Origin of the sequence: Micromonospora rosaria (assembly GCF_001567585.1) — a bacterium.
GTDB classification, from domain to species: domain Bacteria; phylum Actinomycetota; class Actinomycetes; order Mycobacteriales; family Micromonosporaceae; genus Micromonospora; species Micromonospora rosaria.
Genome location: NZ_LRQV01000032.1, coordinates 26625 through 44604, shown reverse-complemented (window position 1 = coordinate 44604; position 17980 = coordinate 26625). Strand labels below are relative to the sequence as shown.

The window sequence follows — 17980 nt, the reverse complement described above, 5'->3', positions numbered from 1 at the left end:
GAGCTGCCCCATCTCGCCTCCCGCGCCGTTTGGTCCGGCGGCCTGCCTTCCCGCCGTCGCGTCCGTTATGCCTCCGGTTTTCGCCTGCCCGCCTGCGGTTCGGCGCTGGTCGGGGGCATGGACCGGGGCGTCGGTGGAATCCGGGGATGGTCGTCCGACATCGGGGAGGCCAGGATGGGATCGGTGCTGGGGCAGCTCAGCGACACACGGGAGATGGTGCACACGTACAACCGTCGGGTGGAGATCCCGATGGTCGGCGAGGTGGCCGTGCCGCCGCCGGACAAGGTCGCCTACTACGCCGGGCTGGGCGTGCTCGCCGCCGTCGGGGTGATCGAGTGGCCGTTGGCGTTGGTCATCACCGCCGGCCACCTCCTCGCCGACCAGCACCTCTCCGGTCTGGCCAAGGGGATCGGCGAGGCCCTGGAGAACGCCTGACGCCACCTTCGCCGTCGTCGGTGTGACCTGAGCCCGGCGTGACCTTGCACCCGGCGTGACCTTGCACCCGGCTTGACCTGAAGCCGGGTGCAAGGAGCAGGCTCGGGGTCATGGTGACCGAACCGCCGGCCAGCGACCGGCTGTACGCCCCGCACCTGCGGGCGATGACCGTGGGCAGTGTCGCCCTGGTGTCCCTGCTGGCCTTCGAGGCGCTGGCGGTCGGCACCGCCATGCCGACGGTGGCCGCCGCCCTGGACGGGCTGGCCCTCTACGGCCTGGCGTTCGGGGGCACGTTCGCCGCCGGGGTGATCGCCATGGTGGTCTCCGGCATCTGGTGCGACGCGCGGGGGCCACGGCGACCGATGTGGCACGGGGTGGGCTGGTTCGTGGTCGGGCTGCTCGTCGCCGGGAGCGCCCCGGTGATGGAGTTGCTCGTCGTCGGCCGGATGGTGCAGGGCTTCGGCTCGGGCCTGCTCACCGTGGCGCTGTACGTCGTCGTCGGGCAGGCGTACCCCGAGAACCTGCGGCGCAAGGTCTTCGCCGCCTTCGCCGCGGCCTGGGTCGTACCCTCGCTGGTCGGCCCGGCGGTGGCCGGGCTGGTCGTCGAGCACCTCGGGTGGCGGTGGGTCTTCCTCGCCGTGCCGGTGGTGGCGGTGCCGGCGGCGCTGCTGGTGCACTCCGGCGTACGCCAAATCGGGACGCCGGCCGCGAGCCGTCCCGCGCCGGGCGCCCGGACGCGGATCGCCTGGGCCTGCGCGGCGGGGGTGAGTGCCGCCCTGCTGCACTACGGCGGGCAGCAGCGCGGCGTGCTCGCCGTGGTCCTCGTCGGTGCCGCCCTGGTTGGCCTGGCCGGCTCGGTGCCCCGGCTGCTGCCGGCGGGGTTCCTGCGGGCGGCGCGGGGTTTGCCCACGGTGGTGGGGCTGCGCGGGCTGGCCGCCGCCGCCTTCGCCAGCGCCGAGGTGGTCATCCCGTTGATGCTCTCCCGGGAGCGGGGCTTCTCGCCGACCGCCGCCGGGCTGGTCCTCACCACCGGTGCCCTCTCCTGGTCGCTGGGCGCGTGGGTGCAGGGCCGGGTCGCGCCCCGGTCCCTGGCGACCCTGCCCCGGGTGGGGCTGACCTGCCTGACGGTCGGCACGGCGACGGTGATGCTCGGCGTCCTGCCCGCCGTGCCGGTGGCGGTCGGGGTGGTCGGCTGGGCGGTGGCCGGGCTCGGCATGGGCCTGACGTACCCGTCGCTGTCGGTGCTCACCCTGGCCCTGTCCGCCCCCGGTGAGCAGGGCCGCAACAGTTCGTCGCTGCAACTGGGCGACAACCTGTGCACCGCCGTCGTGCTGGCGCTGACCGGTTCGGTGCTCGCCGTCGGCGCCGCGCCCGGCCCGGGGACGTACCTGGCCATGCTGGCCGTGGCGGTCGGCTGCGCCCTGCTCGGCGCGCTGCTCGCCGGTCGGGTGGTGCCGCCGGCGGTCATCCGTCCGGGGGACGGGGTCGGCGACGCAGCCGTGGCGGGCTCACGTTCCGCCTAACGTGACGTCATGTTCACACTTGCGGCGATGGTGATCCTGTACGTCTTCGGCTTCGTCTTCCTCTATGCCGTGATCCGGGTGTCGGTCCGGCACGCGATGGAGGACCTGGAGGTCCGGCGGGCGGAGGCGCTCCGGATGGAGCGGATGGCCGCCGAGCGGGACCGGGACTTCATGCAGCAGAACGCCTTCCTCGCCAACGGCTGACCACCGGCCCGGCGGTGGCGTCCCGGCGTCGGCCCGGTGGCTCCCGTCGGGGTGCCGGTCGCGGGGGCTGACCAGCGGGTGCGAGGATCGGACCCGTGATGGGGACGTTGAAGACCGAGCCCGCCCGGACCCGCCTCGACCTGCTCGCCGCGCCGGTCGCCGCCGCGATCGGCCAGTGGCCGGCCGACGCCCCGGTGGACGTCGACGAGGTGCTGGTCGCGCCGATCGACGCCGACCTGGCCGACACGGCGGCCTTCTGCGCGGCGTACGAGGTGGGGCTGGACGAGTCGGCCAACTGCGTGGTGGTCGCCGGCAAGCGGGAGGGGCAGGTCCGGTACGCGGCCTGCATCGTGCTCGCCACCACCCGCGCCGACGTCAACGGTGTGGTCCGCCGGCTGCTGGAGGTCCGCAAGGCGAGTTTCGCCCCGATGGCCGACGCGGTCGAGTCGACCGGGATGGAGTACGGCGGGATCACCCCGATCGGGCTGCCCGAGGAGTGGCCGATCCTGGTCGACTCCCGGGTCGTCGCCACGCCGCACGTGATCATCGGCTCCGGCGTACGGCACAGCAAGATCGCGCTGCCGGGGCCGGCGCTCGGCGTGCTGCCCGGGGCGCAGGTGATCGAGGGCCTGGCCAAGCCGGCCGCCTGAGCGGCCGGCTCCGCTTCGATGCATCGTTGTTGATGTTGTTGCACGTGAAACATCGGCCCGGTGCAGGTCAGTGCGGTGCCGACTCCCGGTTCTCCACCTCGGTCAGGGCGGCGAGCAGGGTCTCCGGCTCCTGGGCGCCGGTCACCGCGTACTTGCCGGCGAGCACGAAGGTCGGCACGCTGCTCACCCCGATCTGCCGCGCGGTGGTCAGGTCCGCGGTCACCTCGGCGCTGCCGGCGTCGGAGTCCAGGTGGGCGCGGACCGCCTCGGCGTCCAGGCCGAGCCCGGCGGCGACGGTGGCCAGCGCCGCACGCGACCCGATGTCCACCCCGTCGGCGAAGTGCGCCCGGTGCAGCGCCTCCACCGCCTCGACGCCCTGCCCCCGCTCGTCGGCGTACCGGATCAGCCGGTGCGCGTCGAACGTGTTCGCGGCGATCGCCCGCTCGAAGTTCATGGTCAGGCCGGCCTCCGCCCCGACCCGGGTGACCTGGGCGGCCATCTGCTCGGCCCGCTCCCGGCCACCGAACTTCGCGGCCAGCGCCTCGATCAGCGGTACCGGCCGGGCGACCGGCGTCGGGTCGAGCTGGAACGGGCGGTACCGCAGGGTCACCGGGCCGTCGTACGACGCCAGCGCCTGCTCCAGCCGGCGCTTGCCGATCCAGCACCACGGGCAGACCACGTCGGAGTAGATCTCGATCTCCATGCCCCCGGACAACGCGCCACCCGGACGGTCTGTTCCCGGCCCGGCCTGCTGTTTCCAGCGTTGGCGGGCCTCAGGTGGTCTGTTCCCGGACCTGGCGCTTGAGTCGGGCCAGGATCGCGGTGCCGCCCCGGACCCGCAGCGGGCTGATCGCCTGGGCCAGCCCCATCCGCTGGTACAGGTCGTCCGGAACGGCCAGGACCTCGGCGGCGCTCGCCCCGGCCAGCCCCTCGGCCAGGATGCCGGCGAAGGCGCGGGTGGTCGGCGCCTCCGGCGGGCAGTCGAACCAGGTGGTCACGGTGCCGTCCGGGGTCACCTCGGCGCGCAGGAAGAAGGCGGTCTGGCACTCCGGCACCTGCTCCATGCCCTCCCGGTCGGCGAGTTCGGCCGGCAGGGGTGGGATGACGTCGGCGTACTCCAGCAGCATCTCCAGCACCACGTCCCGGGGCGCGGCGGCGAACTCGTCGACGATCTCGGCCAGCGTGGTCGGCATCTCGGGCATCAGGTCAGGCTACCGCCGCCAGCAGGGCCCCTTCCGCAGGTGTTAAGAAGGGGCCCTTCCTCTACCGGAAGCGTTAATAAGGTGCCCTTCCTTTCAGTAGTTCGGGGCGTGTTCGGTGATCTCGCTGAGGGCCGAGGTGGGGTCGAGCTGCATCGCCAGGTCGCCGAGGGAGACGATGCCGACGAGCTTGCGCTCGGCGTCGCAGACGAGGATCCGGCGGATGCCGCGTTCCCGCATCAGCGCCGCCGCCTCACCGGCGCTGGCGTTCTGCTCGATCATCACCACCTCGCGGGTGGTGATGGAGCCGATGGTGGTGACCTTGGGGTCGCTGCACTCGGCCACCGCCCGGACCACGATGTCCCGGTCGGTGACGAGGCCGGCGAGGGTCGCGCCGTCGGTCACCACCACGTCGCCGATGTCCGCCTCCTTCATCACCCTGGCCGCCTCTTCCAGGGTGGTCTCCGCCGGCAGGTAGACCACCTGCCTGGTCATCACGTCACCGACCCGAAATCCGGCCATGAGAGCCTCCTGATGCACAGACAACCCGATCGGGCACCGGTACCCAGTCATACGATCGCTACACCCGGTCCGGGTGCTTCCCGAGTGTCTGTTCACACTCCTGGCGCATCTCGTCCACCATTCGGGGGACCAACCCGTCGAGGGGTACCTCGACCCGCTCCCCGGTGGCCCGCTCCCGGACCTCCACGTACCCGTCGGCGAGGCGGCGACCGACCACCACGGTGCGGGGGATGCCGACCAGTTCGGCATCGGTGAACTTCACCCCGGCCGAGACGTGCGTCCGGTCGTCGACCAGCACCCGCAGGCCCGCCGCGGCCAGCCGCCCGCCGAGGTCGAGCGCCGCGTCGAGCTGCGGTCCCTTCCCGGCCGCCACCAGGTGTACGTCGCACGGCGCGACCGCCGCCGGCCAGACCAGCCCCCGCTCGTCGTGGTGCTGCTCGGCGATCGCCGCGACCGCCCGGGACACCCCGATGCCGTAGCAGCCCATGGTGGGCCGCACCGGTGTGCCGGCCGGGCCGAGCACGTCCAGCGCGAAGGCGTCGGTGAACCGGCGGCCGAGCTGGAAGATGTGCCCCACCTCGATGCCCCGGCGCATGGTCAGCTCGCCGGTCGGGCAGGCCGGGCAGGGGTCGCCGGGGCGGACCTCGGCGGCCTCGACGGTGCCCTCGGGGTGGAAGTCCCGCCCACTGACCACGTGCACCGCGTGCCGGCCCGGCTCGTTCGCCCCGGTCAGCCAGGCCGTGCCGGGGGCCACCCGGGGGTCCACCAGGTACCGGATGCCGAGCGCGCCGAGGATCTGCGGGCCGAGGTACCCCCGGACCAGGTCGGGCTGCTCGTCCCAGCCCTCGAAGACGGCGACGCTCGCCGGGTGCAGGGCCGCCCCGATCCGCTTGAGGTCCACCTCCCGGTCCCCGGGCACCCCGACGACCAGCAGTTCCGCCGCGTCGACCCCGGGGCGGCGGACGGTCAGCACCACGTTCTTCAGGGTGTCGGCGGCGCTCCAGTCGTCCCGCCCGGCGAGCCGGCGCGCGTTCGCCAGCGCCACCAGCGCGGCGATCGTCGGCGTCTGCGGGGTGTCGTGCACCTCGGCGGGCGGCTGCGCGGCCGGGTCACCGGGTGCCGGGGCGCGGGTCACCACCGCCTCCGTGTTGGCCGCGTACGCGCAGGCCGTACAGCCGACGAAGGTGTCCTCGCCGACCTCGGTGGCGGCCAGGAACTCCTCCGACGCCGAACCGCCCATCGCCCCCGAGGTGGCGGCCACGATCGTGTACGCCAGCCCCAGCCGGTCGAAGACCCGCCGGTACGCCACCCGGTGCCGGTCGTACGCCGCCCGCAGGCCGGTCTCGTCCAGGTCGAAGGAGTACGCGTCCTTCATCAGGAACTCCCGCCCGCGCAGTACCCCGGCCCGGGGTCGGGCCTCGTCGCGGAACTTCGTCTGCACCTGGAACAGCGTCACCGGGAAGTCCCGGTACGAGGTGAAGAGGTCCTTCACCAGCAGCGCGGCCATCTCCTCGTGGGTCGGGGCGAGCAGGTGCTCGGCGCCCCTGCGGTCGGCCAGCGTGAAGATGTCGTCGCCGTACTCCGCCCACCGTCCGCTGGTCCGGTACGGCTCCGCCGGCAGCAGCGCCGGGAAGTGCACCTCCTGGTCACCGATGGCGACCATCTCCTGCCGGACGATCTCGGTCACCCGGTCCAGCACCAGCTTGCCCAGCGGCAGCCAGGTGAACCCGCCCGAGGCGGCCCGCCGGACGTACCCGGCGCGCAGCAGCAGCCGGTGGCTCGGCACCTCGGCGTCGGCCGGGTCCTCGCGCAGGGTCCGCAGCAGCAACGTCGACATCCGCAACAACATGCGCGCAGCGTAGGACCCCGCCGTCGGCCGGCGGTACCGATTTGCCCGGCGGTTCGCCGCCGCCGGGCGGCGCTGCCCAGTGCCCCGTCGGTGACGCGGGCGTCAGGGCGTCAGGGGCGCCTGGTGGCGGCGACGAAGGTACGCCAGGTCCCGGGGGTGAAGGCGAGGACCGGGCCGTGCGGGTCCTTGCTGTCGCGGACGGCGACGCCGCCGGGCAGGTCGACGGCGACCTCCACGCACTCGCCGTTGCCACTGCGGGTGGACTTGCGCCAGGTCGCGCCGGTCAGCGCGTGGGTCAGATCGTCCACGATCTCATCACTTCCTTCATCAGCAGCACCGACTGTCCGTGAGGCAGGGCCTCGCTGCGGACGCTCTCCCACCTCGCCAGCAGGATAGCGACCTGCTCATCGTTGTCGATGGTCGTGCCGCCGAGTTGGTTCTCCAGGTGCCCGACCCAGCCGCCCTCGGCGTCCCGGGCCAGGGTGAACGGGCCGGCGAGCCCGATGTGCCCGCTGATTTCCGCCGGGACGACGTGCACGCTGATGGTCGCGCGTTCGCTGGCGTCGACCAGGTGGGTGATCTGCTGGGTCATGATGCCCCGGAACCCCTCGTCGGCCCGGCGCAACGCCGTCTCCTCGACCACCACGACGAGCTTGGGCGGGGTCGGCCCGGTCAGGATCGCCTGCCGGTCCATCCGTACGGCCAGGCGTTTCTCCACCTCCTCGTCGCTGAGCATGTCGTCGGCGCGCAGGACCGCGCGGGCGTAGTGCTCGGTCTGCAACAGGCCGGGGACGAGCGTGGGGTGGTAGCAGCGCAACTGCCGGGCGTTCTGCTCCGCCTCCAGCCAGGGGCGCAGCCAGCTCGGTTGGCCGTCACGCTCGGCCATCTTGAGCAGGGAGACCAGCAGCCCGTCCGTCTTCAGCACCTCGTCGGCGCGTTTGAGGAACAGCCGGTCGAGCGGGCGGTGTCCCAACTCGACGGCGGAGACCTGGGAGGCCGAGTAGTGCACCAGCTTCCCGAACTCCTCCTGACTCAGCTCGGCGTTGAGCCGGTACCGGCGTAGTTGCGCCCGGATCAGCTCCGAGGTCGGTTCACCTTCCACAGTCCCTCCACGATCCGTCCGCCTCCGTCCCGGCGTGCCGCGCCGGGTGCCTGTCGGCGTCCCGCCTCCCGCCCCGACCGGCCTCGACGGCTTCCGGCAGGAGCGCCGCCGTCAGCAGACTGTCACACAGTGGTCACGATCCGAGGAGGTCGACATGCTCAACCCGTTCCGTCGTGGGCGGGCCGCCGGGGGACGCGGGTGGTGACGCGCGACGGGTGGCCGGTACCCCGGCTCGGGCCGTACCCCGACCGGCCCCGCGCCTGCCCGGCGGACCGGCCGCCGCACCTGCCGCTGCGGCCGTTGTGGCTGTGCCGGGCCTGCGGTGGACCGTGGCCGTGCGCCGAGGCCCGGCTGCTGCTCACCATCGAGTACGCGGAGCAGCCGGTGAACCTGGCGGTCTACCTCTCGGGGCTGTACCACGAGGCCTCGCACGACCTGTTCCGGCTCAACCCGCACGACGGGCCGACCCCGCGCGACCTGTTCGACCGTTTCGTCTCCTGGGCCCCGTACCGCCGGTCGGGTCCGGGCGGGGATCGTCGCCGATGAACTCCCTCACGTTCCCGGGGCGGTGCCGGCGTCCCCGCCCCGCCGGGTGCCAGACTGTCGCTGGCGTTTGGAAGGGCCCCCTTTACAACCGTATGCGTTAACAAGGGGCCCCTCCTTCCACCCGCGAAGCGGAGGGTTTCAGTGCGCTGGCGCAGTTACGTGGCGGTCGGGGACAGCTTCACCGAGGGCATGGACGACGCGTACCCGGACGGGACGTACCGGGGCTGGGCGGACCTGGTCGCCACCCGGCTGGCCGTCGAGGCCGGCCCGGACTTCGGCTACGCCAACCTGGCGATCCGGGGGCGACTCTTCCCGAACGTGGTGGCCGAGCAGGTGCCCGCCGCGCTGGCCATGAAGCCCGACCTGATCAGCTTCGCGGCCGGCGGCAACGACGTGCTGCGCCGCAGCTTCGACCCGGAGACGCTGGTCTCCCGCTTCGACGAGGTGGTCGGTGAGCTGCGGTCGAGCGGGGCCGACGTGGTGCTGTTCCGGTTCGCCGACCTGATGGCCCGGCTGCCCGGTCAGCGGCTCGTCGCGCCCCGGGTGGCCCTGCTCAACCAGGCCGTCGGGGAGACCGCCGAGCGGCACGGGGCGATCCTGGTCGACCTGTACGCCGACGACACGTACCTGAACCCGCTGCTGTGGAGCACCGACCGGCTGCACCTCTCCGCGGCCGGGCACCGCCGGGTGGCCGCCCAGGTGCTCACCGCGCTCGGCGTCGGCTGCGACGAGGAGTGGCTGCTGGTGCCGCCGCACCCGGAGCCGTCGCCCTGGCTCGCCGCCCGCGCCGCCGACCTGCGCTGGGCCGGGCAGCACCTGGCCCCGTGGATCCGGCGTCGGCTCACCGGCCGCTCCTCCGGCGACCTGGTGACCGCCAAGCGCCCGTCGCTCGGCCCGGTCGACGCCGACTGACGTGCGGACGATCCACGCCGGCACGCTGCTGCGGACCACCCCGGACGCCGAGCCGCGCCCCGGCCAGGGGGTGCTGGTCTCCGGTGACCGGGTCGAGGCCGTCGGCCCGCTGGACGAGTTGACCGGGGCGTACCCGCAGGTCCGGGTGCGGCACTGGGCCGGCACCCTCGGGCCGGCGCTGGTGCACGACGGGCCCCTGCCGGCGGCCCCGACCCCACGGGAGCGGGTGCACGCGCTGTTCCGGCTGGGCGTGGCCGCCGTGCCCGCCGCCCGGCTCACCGATCCCGACCTGCGGGCGGCGGCGCTGCGCAGCCACGTCGCCGTCCCGGCCACCCCCGCGCCCCGGGTCCTCACCGTCGGTGTCCGCGCCGACCTGGCCGTCTTCGCCCCCGACGGCACCTGCCTGGCCACCGTCGTTGCCGGCCGCCTCCTGCATCGCACCACCTGACCCGGGGCGACGGGCGTAGGTTGGGGCTCATGCCTGTGCCGAGTGATCCGAATCCCCGTTTCCAGTCGTACGCCGACCCGCAGCGGCTGGTCAGCACGGAGTGGCTGGCCGAGCACCTGGGCGACGACGGGCTCGTCGTCGTCGAGTCCGACGAGGACGTGCTGCTCTACGACACCGGGCACATCCAGGGTGCCGTCAAGGTCGACTGGCACACCGAGCTGAACGACCAGGTGACCCGGGACTACCTGGACGCGGCCGACTTCGCCGAACTGTGCGCCGCGAAGGGCATCGGCCGGGGCGACACGGTCGTCTTCTACGGCGACAACTTCAACTGGTGGGCCGCGTACGCCCTCTGGGTCTTCTCCCTCTTCGGCCACGCCGACGTCCGGCTGCTCGACGGTGGCCGGCAGAAGTGGATCGCCGAGGGGCGGGAGGTGACCCGGGAGAAGGTCACCCGGCCCCGCGCCGAGTACCCGGTGCCGGAGCGCAACGACGCGCCGATCCGGGCGTACCGGGAGCAGGTGATGGCGCACATCGCCACCGGTCGGCCGCTGGTCGACGTCCGCTCGCCCGGCGAGTACACCGGCGAGATGCTGCACATGCCGGACTACCCGCAGGAGGGCGCGCTGCGCGGCGGGCACATCCCGGGCGCGGTGAGCAAGCCGTGGAAGTCGGCGGCGAACGAGGACGGCACCTTCAAGTCCGCCGACGAACTGCGCGCCATCTACACCGACCAACTCGGGTTGAGCCCGTCCGACGACGTGGTGGCGTACTGCCGGATCGGTGAGCGGTCCAGCCACACCTGGTTCGTCCTGCGCCACCTGCTCGGGTACCCGCAGGTGCGCAACTACGACGGCTCGTGGACCGAGTGGGGCAACCTGGTCCGGGCCCCCGTCGTCAAGGGCGACCAGCCCGGCGGCCTCACCGGCTGAGCCGAGTGGTGCGGAGGGGTCCCTTTCCAGCGCGTACGCGCTGGAAAGGGACCCCTCCTAACACCTGAGCCGGCCGTACCTGACCAGCAGTCGGGCGGCGGCCAGCGTGAGCCCGGTCGTCATCAACGCCTGCACCGGGTGGAACGGCCCGGTCACCAGGTCCGCCAGCACCCCGAGCGCCACCGCGACGAGGGCGGCCCAGGTCGACCAGATCCGGCCGAGCGGGGCGACCACCCCGGCCAGCCCGAGGAGCACCCCGACCACCAGGTGCGCCCGGAGCCAACCGGAGATGTCGTGCAGCACCACCCCCTCCCGGCTGAGGCTGGCGTACTGGTTCGTGGTGAGGTCGCCGAGGCTGACCACGACGTCGATGACGGCCGCCCCGCAGAGCAGCGCGCCGGCCAGCGGCAGGGGCCGTCCCGGGCCGCCCGGCGTGCTGGTGGTCACCACCGGACCGTCGGTGCGCTGCGTCACCGTCCCAGGTTATGAGGGTTGTATCCGACATGTCCGGCGAGCAGTCCGATTCGCGCGGGGTACGGTCCGGTCTCGGCTCGCGTCCGGTCCACCACGAAGGGTCGATGGGGGACTACGCTGATCGAGTGACGGTCGAGCAGCAGACCCGGGCGGCCCCGGGGCGGAGTCGGCGACGTTCCCGACGGGACGAGATCCTCGGGATCGCGGTCGGGCTCTTCGCCGCGCGCGGTTACCACGGCGTGTCGATGGACGACATCGGCGCCGCCGCCGGGGTGACCGGGCCGGCCCTCTACCACCACTTCGCCGGCAAGGAGGCGATGCTGGTCGCCGCCCTCGTGCCGGTCAGCGAGGGGCTGCTCGCCGGTGGCCGGGAGCGGGCCCTGCGGCACGCGGAGGACCCCCGGGCGGCGGTCGAGTCCCTGATCACCTTCCATGTCGAATTCGCCCTGGCCAACCCGGCCGTGATCGCCCTGCACCTGCACGAGCTGGACCGGCTGCCCGAGGAGCCCCGGCGGGAGATCCGCCGGTTGCAGCGGCTCTACGTGGAGGAGTGGGTGCGGGTGCTGACCGCGTTGCACGCCGGGCTCCCCGCCGAGGAGGCCCGGGTGCTCGCGCACGCCGCCTTCGGCCTGATGAACTCGACCCCGTTCCTCGGCGGTGAGGTGGACCGCCGGCGTCGCGCCGAGCTGCTGCGCGCCGCCACCCTCGCCGCCCTGCTCGCCAGCCCGCAGTCCTGACCGCTGGTGGACGACCGCCGGGTCGTGGTTCCCTGACTCCCGTCCCCACCCCTGGACGCTGGAGGAATACATGATCGAGTCGTTGCTCGTCGCCAACCGTGGCGAGATCGCTCGTCGGATCATCCGGACCGCACGACGGCTCGGGATCCGGACCATCGCGGTGCACTCCGAGGCCGACGCCGCGCTGCCGTTCGTCACCGAGGCGGACGAGGCGGTCTGCGTGGGGCCGGCGAACCCGGCCCAGAGCTACCGCAACACCGACGCCATCCTCGCCGCCGCGAAGTCCACCGGCGCGCAGGCGATCCACCCCGGGTACGGCTTCCTGTCGGAGAACGCCGACTTCGCCCGTACCGTCGAGGCGAACGGCCTGATCTGGGTCGGTCCCGGCGCGGACGCGATCACCGCGATGGGCGACAAGATCAACGCCCGGAACCTGATGGCGGCGGCCGGGGTCCCGGTCGCGGCCGGCACCACCGAGCCGGCGGCCGACCTGGACGCGGCGGTGGCCGCCGCCGCCGAGATCGGCTACCCGGTGATGGTGAAGGCCGCCGCCGGTGGCGGCGGCATGGGCATGGGCGTGGCGACCGACGAGGCCGCGCTGCGCACCGAGTACGACAAGGTGCGGGCCTTCGCCGAGCGGATGTTCGGCGACGGCTCGGTGCTGATCGAGCGGTACTTCCCCCGGGTACGCCACGTCGAGGTGCAGATCCTCGGCCTGGCCGACGGCCGGGTGGTGGCCCTCGGCGAGCGGGAGTGCTCGGTGCAGCGGCGCAACCAGAAGCTGGTCGAGGAGTCCCCCTCCCCGGCGGTCAGCCCGGCGCTGCGCGAACGCCTCCTGGCGGCGGCGGTCCGGGCCGGCGAGGCGGTCGACTACCGCAACGCCGGTACCGTCGAGTGCCTGCTCGACCCCGCCACCGACGAGTTCTTCTTCCTGGAGATGAACACCCGCCTCCAGGTCGAGCACCCGGTGACCGAGCTGGTGTACGGCGTCGACCTGGTCGAGGAGCAGTTGCGGGTGGCCGCCGGCCTCGCCCCCACCGTCGACCCGGCCACGCTCACCCCGCGCGGGCACGCCATCGAGCTGCGGATCAACGCCGAGGACCCGAAGCGCTTCCTGCCCGGCCCCGGGAGGATCGCCACCTGGAACGAGCCGGCTGGCGAGGGGGTCCGGGTCGACTCCGGGTACGTCGCGGGCAACACGGTGACCCCGTTCTACGACAGCCTGCTGGCCAAGCTGGTCGTGCACGCCGACACCCGGGACGAGGCGATCGAGCGGGCCCGCGCCGCCGTGGCCGGGTTCGAGGTCGCCGGCCCGAAGTGCAACCTGCCCTTCTTCGCCGAACTGCTCGACACCGACGAGTTCCGCTCCGGCGACTACGACACCGGCATCGTCGGCCGGATGCGTTGACCCGGTTCCGTCCCTGTTCCGGCCCGCCCGGCCCGCCTGCGCGGCGTCGGTGCGGTGCCTGTCGTCTCCGAGGAGCCGCCTGAGGAGCCGGCTGACGACGTCCCTCCGCGCGCGCCTGTCGAGCTGACCTCCGCGCGCCTGTCGAGCTGAATCGTTGACGACATCACCGCGCGATCCGGTTGGTCGCCTCACGGGGCTCACCGCCGCGCCGTCCGCACTGCGTCGGGCCACCGGCCTGACGACCCGACGGAGTGTGAGTCGTTCACGACATCAGCTCGACAGGCGCTGAGGGGTTGGCCCGTGGGCGACGACGAGAGGCGACGACCTGTGCGCGCACCCCGCCACCCCGCCACCCCGTCCGCCCGCTTGGCTGGTTGGCCCCGGACGGTCAGGGGCGGGGTGGTGCGGTCTGGCGGGGTACGACCGGGTCGGCGGCGACCCAGTGGGCGACGTCGGCGGCGATCGGCGGTCGCGGTGTCGCGGTGTCGAGGCGGATGGGGAGGCGGGGCCCGTTCGACCCCGCGACGGTGGGTTGGCCGGCAGGGAAACGCCCGCTGTTGGGGCTGTCGCGGCGGGCTGCCGCCTCCCGCCCTCGCGGCGGATCCTCGGCCCTGGCCCCCTCGTGCGGCGGGCAGCCTGGCGCCTCGTGGCCAGCCGCCGGCCGGTGGCGCGACCCCGGGCCCGGCGGCTGCCGCCGGGGTAGGCCCCGCCGCTGGTCCCGCCCCGGCTCGGCGCGCAGCCTTTCGATCTCCGCCTGGCTGGCCGCCAGTTGTCGATGGAGCACCGCGTTCTCGCGGCGCAACCTGGCCAGCTCCGGGCTCTCCGGGCTTCCCGGGGCGGTCTGCGCGATGCCCGTCCCGCCAGCCCTGTCCGGGCAGCCGTCGTCCGCCGGGTGCCAGGCCGGGGGCCAGTCGCCCCGGGCGGACCGGTGCAGCCGGGCCAGGTCGTCGAGCGTGGCCCGCCGGTCGACCTCCGGTACGGTCACCTTCGCCACGAGGACCACGGTCTGCCAGGGCGGCCCCTTGCTCTCGGTGGTGAAGTGCCGGGACAGCCGTTTACGCCAGTTCTCCTGACGCCACTCCGGCCGCCCGCCGCAGATCGCGTCGGCGAGCCTGCTCCAGGTGTCGATCGGGCCGATCTCCGGACACCGCTCCACCAGGTCCCGCGCCGCCAGCGCGTACTCGGCCACGGCCGGGCCGTACCGTGCGGTGAATTCCGCGGCGAGTTCGGTGCGGTCGGCGAGTCGGTGCCGCCGATGCCGCCCCCGGGTCCGCACCGGCCCGGCGTTCTGCGATGTCATGTCGGTCCTTCCGAGAGCACATGACGTGGGAACCGTATTTCTATCGTCTCCGATCAAGTGTGGACGCCGATCGGCTGTGTCGTCGGTCAATTTCTGGCCGGGTCGCTGTCCGGGTAGGACAGTCGACGGGCCGGAATGCTCCGGGGCGCTGGTTCCCGCAGGGTGACCGGGGAACGCCGGGCCCTACGGCGCAACCTCCACTTTGGCCGGGTGACCGACGCGCAAGGCGGCCAGAACGCCACGCGCAACCGGTGTGCTGTCTCGTTGGGCCTCTCGCGCGAGTGACGCCGGGAACCGTCCTGGATTCACCGGTGAGAGCTCGCCGACGGGTCGGTGGACATTCCACGGACCCGGTCCGCCGGGCGAGAGGGGAAATGTGAGCGGAAAACGAATGGACGACATCGGGCCGAGGGGGTTGACCGACGGTCGGCGGGCGGCCCGGACACTGCGCACGCTCGCCGGGTACGTCGAGGGGGTGGTGGCGGTGATCCTGCTCGTGGGCCGGGAGGACGTCGGCGCGTACGCCGGTGTCCTCCCGGCCGTCCTCCGGTGCGCTGCGGAGCTCTTGGAAGGACCGTCCGAGCGCTGACCCGAGGCATGCCGCGAGGGGGTGGGTGCACACCTGCCCCCTCGCCGCGCGGCCCCACGGTATCGATCCCCGCCGTCGCCGCCGTGTCGCGTGGCGGCGTTTTCGGCCGTCCGGTCGCTCCGGCCACCAGACGGCCACCAGACGGCCGGCGGCGGTGGGCCGGACGGGCCACCCCGCACGCTCGTGGTCGCACAACAGGTCCGGGTTCGGGTGCCTCCCGGCTGGTAACGCCCCCGGGTGGCACGCCGGACGGTGGCGGCGGCCGGGTCGGCTCTGCTTCCCTGTAGGCAGCACCACCAGCTACGCGGCCACTCGTCGGCGGGTGGCCACCGGGTCACAGTGAGGTGACGCATGACCGAGATGCCAGATTTCGTGTCGATCCGCGAGGTCGGGCCGCGCGACGGGCTCCAGAACGAGGACCCGATCCCGACCGAGGCCAAGGTACGGCTGCTGGACACCCTCTCCGGCACCGGCGTCCGGCGGATCGAGGCGGTCTCCTTCGTGCACCCGAAGGCGATCCCGCAGATGGCCGACGCCGACGAGGTGTGGCAGCGGGCCACCCGGGTCGACGGGGTGCGCTACTCGGCGCTGGTGCCGAACACCCGGGGCGCGCAGCGCGCCCTGGCCGCCGGCTTCACCGAGATCGAGGTGGTCGTCTCGGCCAGCGACACGCACAACCGGCGCAACGTGAACCGCTCCACCGACGAGTCGCTGGACGACATCGCCGAGCTGATCGACCTGCTGCACGGCGCCGGCGCGACCGTCGAGGTGATCGTGGCGACCAGCTTCGGCTGCCCGTACGAGGGGGACGTCGACCCGGCACGGGTCGCCGGCATCGTCGACCGGGTGGTCCGTGACGGCGCGGACCGGGTCGCCTTCGGCGACACCACCGGCATGGGTACCCCACGTCGGGTCCGTGACCTGCTCGCCGCCGTACGCGACCGCAACGCACACGTACCGGTGCTGCTGCACTTCCACAACACCCGGGGTACCGCCCTGGCGAACCTGATGACCGCGCTGGAGTTCGGGGTGACCGAGTTCGACGCCAGCGTCGGCGGGCTCGGCGGCTGCCCGTACGCCCCCGGGGCGAGCGGCAACCTGGCCACCGAGGAGGCCGTGCACATGCTGCACGACCTGGGCATCGACACCGGCATCGACCTGGACGCCCTGATCGAGGCCGCCGAACTCGCCGAACGCCTGGTCGGCAAGCCCCTCCCCTCCGGCGTCCTCCGCGCCGGCCCCCGCACCCGCCTAACCCCCCACTAACCCCCCACCCCCCTCCCCACCCCACCCCGCCCCCCCGCCCTCCCCCTCCCCACCCCGTTGATCATGGAGTTGGCGGCACTCCCCGAGCCGGAAAGCGCCGCCAACTCCATGATCAACAGCCAGGGAGTGCGGCGGGGGGCGGGTGGGGAGCGGGGAGGGGCGGGGGTCGCCGGAGGGGGTGGGGATGGGATAGCCTAACGATCGTTCAGGTCGGTGTGCGGGTGGGTGGTGAGTCCACCCGGGTACGGCGGGGTAGGGGGTCGGCGTGACGCTCGACGGTGAGGCACTGGAGCAGCTCCGCAAGCGGGCTCGGGCCGGCGGCGCGGACAAGTACCATGCGGCGAACGCGGCCAAGGGCAAGCTGTTCGCCCGGGAACGGGTGGCGTACCTGGTCGACGAGGGTTCCTTCGTGGAGGACGGCCTCTACGCCAACGCGCTGGCCGACGGGCTGCCCGCCGACGGCGTGGTCACCGGCACCGCCACCATCGACGGTCGGCAGGTCTGCCTGATGGCCAACGACTCGACGGTCAAGGCGGGAAGCTGGGGCGCGCGGACCGTCGAGAAGATCATCCGGGTCATCGAGCGGGCGTACTCGACCGGCGTGCCGATGGTCTACCTGGTCGACTCGGCCGGGGCCCGGATCACCGACCAGGTCGACCTGTTCCCCGGTCGGCGCGGTGCCGGCAAGATCTTCTGGAACCAGGTCCGCGCCTCCGGTTCGATCCCGCAGGTCTGCGCGCTGTTCGGGCCGAGCGCCGCCGGTGGGGCGTACATTCCGGCGTTCTGCGACGTGGTGGCCATGGTGGACGGCAACGCCAGCATGTACCTCGGCTCGGACCGGATGGTCGAGATGGTCACCGGCGAGAAGACCACGCTGGAGGCGATGGGCGGGGCGAAGGTGCACTGCGCCGAGTCCGGCGTCGGACACTTCCTCTGCAAGACCGAGGCCGAGGCGCTCGACGTGGTCCGACGCTACCTGTCGTACCTGCCGGCGAACTGGACCCAGGCACCGCCGGTCGCGCCGGCCGCCGAGGCGCCCGCGAAGGTCGACCTGGCCGCGTTGGTGCCGGCGAGCGAGCGGCAGGCCTTCGACATGCGCCGGTACGTCAAGGGCCTGCTCGACGAGGGCAGCTTCTTCGAGATCCAGGCGCTCTGGGCCAAGGAGCTGACCATCGGCTTCGGCCGGCTGAACGGCGAGGTCGTCGGCGTGGTCGGGAACAACTCGATGTTCAAGGGCGGGGTGCTCTTCGTCGACTCGGCCGACAAGGCGAGCCGGTTCGTGCAGCTCTGCGACGCCTTCAACGTGCCGCTGCTGTTCCTGTCCGACGTGCCCGGGTTCATGGTCGGCAGCGCGGTGGAGAAGCAGGGCATCATCCGGCACGGGGCCAAGATGATCACGGCGATCTCCGAGGCGACGGTACCCAAGATCTGCGTGGTGGTGCGCAAGGCGTACGGCGCGGGGTTGTACGCGATGGCCGGCCCCGGCTTCGAGCCGGACGCGACGATCGCGCTGCCCACCGCGAAGATCGCGGTGATGGGGGCGGAGGCGGCGGTGAACGCGGTCTACGCCAACAAGATCGCGGCGATCGGCGACGAGGCCGAGCGGGCCGCCTTCGTCGCCGCGAAGCGCGAGGAGTACGAGCGGGACATCGACCTCGTCCGGCTCGCCAGCGAGCTGGTCATCGACACGGTCGTCGAGCCGCACGAACTGCGCGCCGAACTGGTCCGGCGGTTCGCCGCCGCCCGGGGCAAGGACCGGTCCTTCTCCCGTCGCCGGCACGGCGTCACCCCGGTCTGACCCGCCGGCCGGCGCACCCCGCGCCCGCCGCCCGCACCCGGCAGTCGGCCCGCCCGCACCCGAGGGCCGCCCGCACCCGAGGGCCG

General features: G+C 73.2%; 21 protein-coding genes. 13 read left to right on the top strand and 8 right to left on the bottom strand.

Features of this window, described 5'->3' with window-relative positions:
* Positions 1-174: 174 nt before the first annotated feature.
* The 4 genes from AWW66_RS11685 (at position 175) to AWW66_RS11670 (ending at position 2812) form a co-directional block, all read left to right on the top strand.
* Positions 175-435: a hypothetical protein gene (locus AWW66_RS11685; RefSeq protein WP_245648182.1), complete on the top strand. Its 261-nt coding sequence runs from the start codon at positions 175-177 to the stop codon at positions 433-435.
* A 110-nt stretch (positions 436-545) separates the two neighbouring features.
* Positions 546-1958 (top strand): MFS transporter, encoded by a 1413-nt coding sequence (locus AWW66_RS11680; RefSeq protein WP_067364134.1) that lies wholly within the window; start codon positions 546-548, stop codon positions 1956-1958.
* Positions 1959-1967: 9 nt separating this feature from the next.
* Entirely contained in the window at positions 1968-2162 is a 195-nt protein-coding gene (locus AWW66_RS11675; protein WP_067364131.1) for a hypothetical protein, read from the top strand.
* Between the two features lie 98 nt (positions 2163-2260).
* Positions 2261-2812 (top strand): YbaK/EbsC family protein, encoded by a 552-nt coding sequence (locus tag AWW66_RS11670; protein ID WP_067364128.1) that lies wholly within the window; start codon positions 2261-2263, stop codon positions 2810-2812.
* 67 nt (positions 2813-2879) lie between these two features.
* On the opposite strand, the gene AWW66_RS11665 is transcribed toward AWW66_RS11670, so the two are convergent.
* The 6 genes from AWW66_RS11665 to AWW66_RS11640 form a co-directional block, all read right to left on the bottom strand.
* The gene (locus AWW66_RS11665) at positions 2880-3515 is read right to left on the bottom strand and encodes a DsbA family oxidoreductase (RefSeq protein ID WP_067364125.1); all 636 of its coding nucleotides are present in this window, start codon (positions 3513-3515) and stop codon (positions 2880-2882) included.
* Positions 3516-3585: 70 nt separating this feature from the next.
* Entirely contained in the window at positions 3586-4014 is a 429-nt protein-coding gene (locus AWW66_RS11660) for a SufE family protein (RefSeq protein ID WP_067364123.1), read from the bottom strand.
* Between the two features lie 93 nt (positions 4015-4107).
* Positions 4108-4533, bottom strand: a complete 426-nt coding sequence (locus AWW66_RS11655) for a CBS domain-containing protein (protein WP_067364120.1) — start codon at positions 4531-4533, stop codon at positions 4108-4110.
* 58 nt (positions 4534-4591) lie between these two features.
* Complete coding sequence (locus tag AWW66_RS11650; RefSeq protein WP_067364117.1) at positions 4592-6382, bottom strand: proline--tRNA ligase; 1791 nt, start codon at positions 6380-6382, stop codon at positions 4592-4594.
* Positions 6383-6492: 110 nt separating this feature from the next.
* The gene (locus AWW66_RS11645) at positions 6493-6669 is read right to left on the bottom strand and encodes a DUF397 domain-containing protein (RefSeq protein ID WP_067364162.1); all 177 of its coding nucleotides are present in this window, start codon (positions 6667-6669) and stop codon (positions 6493-6495) included.
* A gap of 8 nt (positions 6670-6677) precedes the next feature.
* Positions 6678-7484, bottom strand: a complete 807-nt coding sequence (locus AWW66_RS11640; RefSeq protein ID WP_067364114.1) for a helix-turn-helix domain-containing protein — start codon at positions 7482-7484, stop codon at positions 6678-6680.
* Between the two features lie 201 nt (positions 7485-7685).
* Between AWW66_RS11640 and AWW66_RS11635 the strand changes: the two genes are divergently transcribed.
* The 4 genes from AWW66_RS11635 to AWW66_RS11620 all read left to right on the top strand — a co-directional run bounded on the left by AWW66_RS11635 (position 7686) and on the right by AWW66_RS11620 (position 10322).
* Complete coding sequence (locus AWW66_RS11635; protein WP_067364156.1) at positions 7686-8030, top strand: hypothetical protein; 345 nt, start codon at positions 7686-7688, stop codon at positions 8028-8030.
* Positions 8031-8171: 141 nt separating this feature from the next.
* Complete coding sequence (locus AWW66_RS11630; RefSeq protein WP_067364111.1) at positions 8172-8942, top strand: SGNH/GDSL hydrolase family protein; 771 nt, start codon at positions 8172-8174, stop codon at positions 8940-8942.
* 1 nt (position 8943) lies between these two features.
* The gene (locus AWW66_RS11625; protein ID WP_067364108.1) at positions 8944-9390 is read left to right on the top strand and encodes an imidazolonepropionase-like domain-containing protein; all 447 of its coding nucleotides are present in this window, start codon (positions 8944-8946) and stop codon (positions 9388-9390) included.
* Positions 9391-9419: 29 nt separating this feature from the next.
* Positions 9420-10322 carry a sulfurtransferase gene (locus AWW66_RS11620; protein ID WP_067364106.1) on the top strand — a complete coding sequence of 301 codons (903 nt, stop codon included), beginning with the start codon at positions 9420-9422 and terminating at the stop codon, positions 10320-10322.
* Positions 10323-10379: 57 nt separating this feature from the next.
* Here the strand turns inward: AWW66_RS11620 and AWW66_RS11615 are convergent, their stop codons facing one another.
* Positions 10380-10796, bottom strand: coding sequence for a DUF7144 family membrane protein (locus AWW66_RS11615; RefSeq protein ID WP_067364103.1), 417 nt, complete (start codon positions 10794-10796; stop codon positions 10380-10382).
* 104 nt (positions 10797-10900) lie between these two features.
* Between AWW66_RS11615 and AWW66_RS11610 the strand changes: the two genes are divergently transcribed.
* On the top strand, positions 10901-11533 hold the full coding sequence (locus AWW66_RS11610) for a TetR/AcrR family transcriptional regulator (protein WP_211271918.1): 633 nt from the start codon (positions 10901-10903) through the stop codon (positions 11531-11533).
* A gap of 70 nt (positions 11534-11603) precedes the next feature.
* Complete coding sequence (locus AWW66_RS11605; protein ID WP_067364092.1) at positions 11604-12941, top strand: acetyl-CoA carboxylase biotin carboxylase subunit; 1338 nt, start codon at positions 11604-11606, stop codon at positions 12939-12941.
* A 388-nt stretch (positions 12942-13329) separates the two neighbouring features.
* Here AWW66_RS11605 and AWW66_RS11600 read toward each other — a convergent pair whose 3' ends face one another.
* Complete coding sequence (locus AWW66_RS11600) at positions 13330-14241, bottom strand: hypothetical protein (protein WP_067364089.1); 912 nt, start codon at positions 14239-14241, stop codon at positions 13330-13332.
* A 391-nt stretch (positions 14242-14632) separates the two neighbouring features.
* Between AWW66_RS11600 and AWW66_RS11595 the strand changes: the two genes are divergently transcribed.
* The 3 genes from AWW66_RS11595 (at position 14633) to AWW66_RS11585 (ending at position 17894) form a co-directional block, all read left to right on the top strand.
* Positions 14633-14830 carry a hypothetical protein gene (locus AWW66_RS11595; RefSeq protein ID WP_067364088.1) on the top strand — a complete coding sequence of 66 codons (198 nt, stop codon included), beginning with the start codon at positions 14633-14635 and terminating at the stop codon, positions 14828-14830.
* Between the two features lie 351 nt (positions 14831-15181).
* The gene (locus AWW66_RS11590; protein WP_067364085.1) at positions 15182-16096 is read left to right on the top strand and encodes a hydroxymethylglutaryl-CoA lyase; all 915 of its coding nucleotides are present in this window, start codon (positions 15182-15184) and stop codon (positions 16094-16096) included.
* A gap of 265 nt (positions 16097-16361) precedes the next feature.
* Entirely contained in the window at positions 16362-17894 is a 1533-nt protein-coding gene (locus AWW66_RS11585) for an acyl-CoA carboxylase subunit beta (protein WP_067364082.1), read from the top strand.
* The last annotated feature ends 86 nt before the right edge of the window (positions 17895-17980 follow it).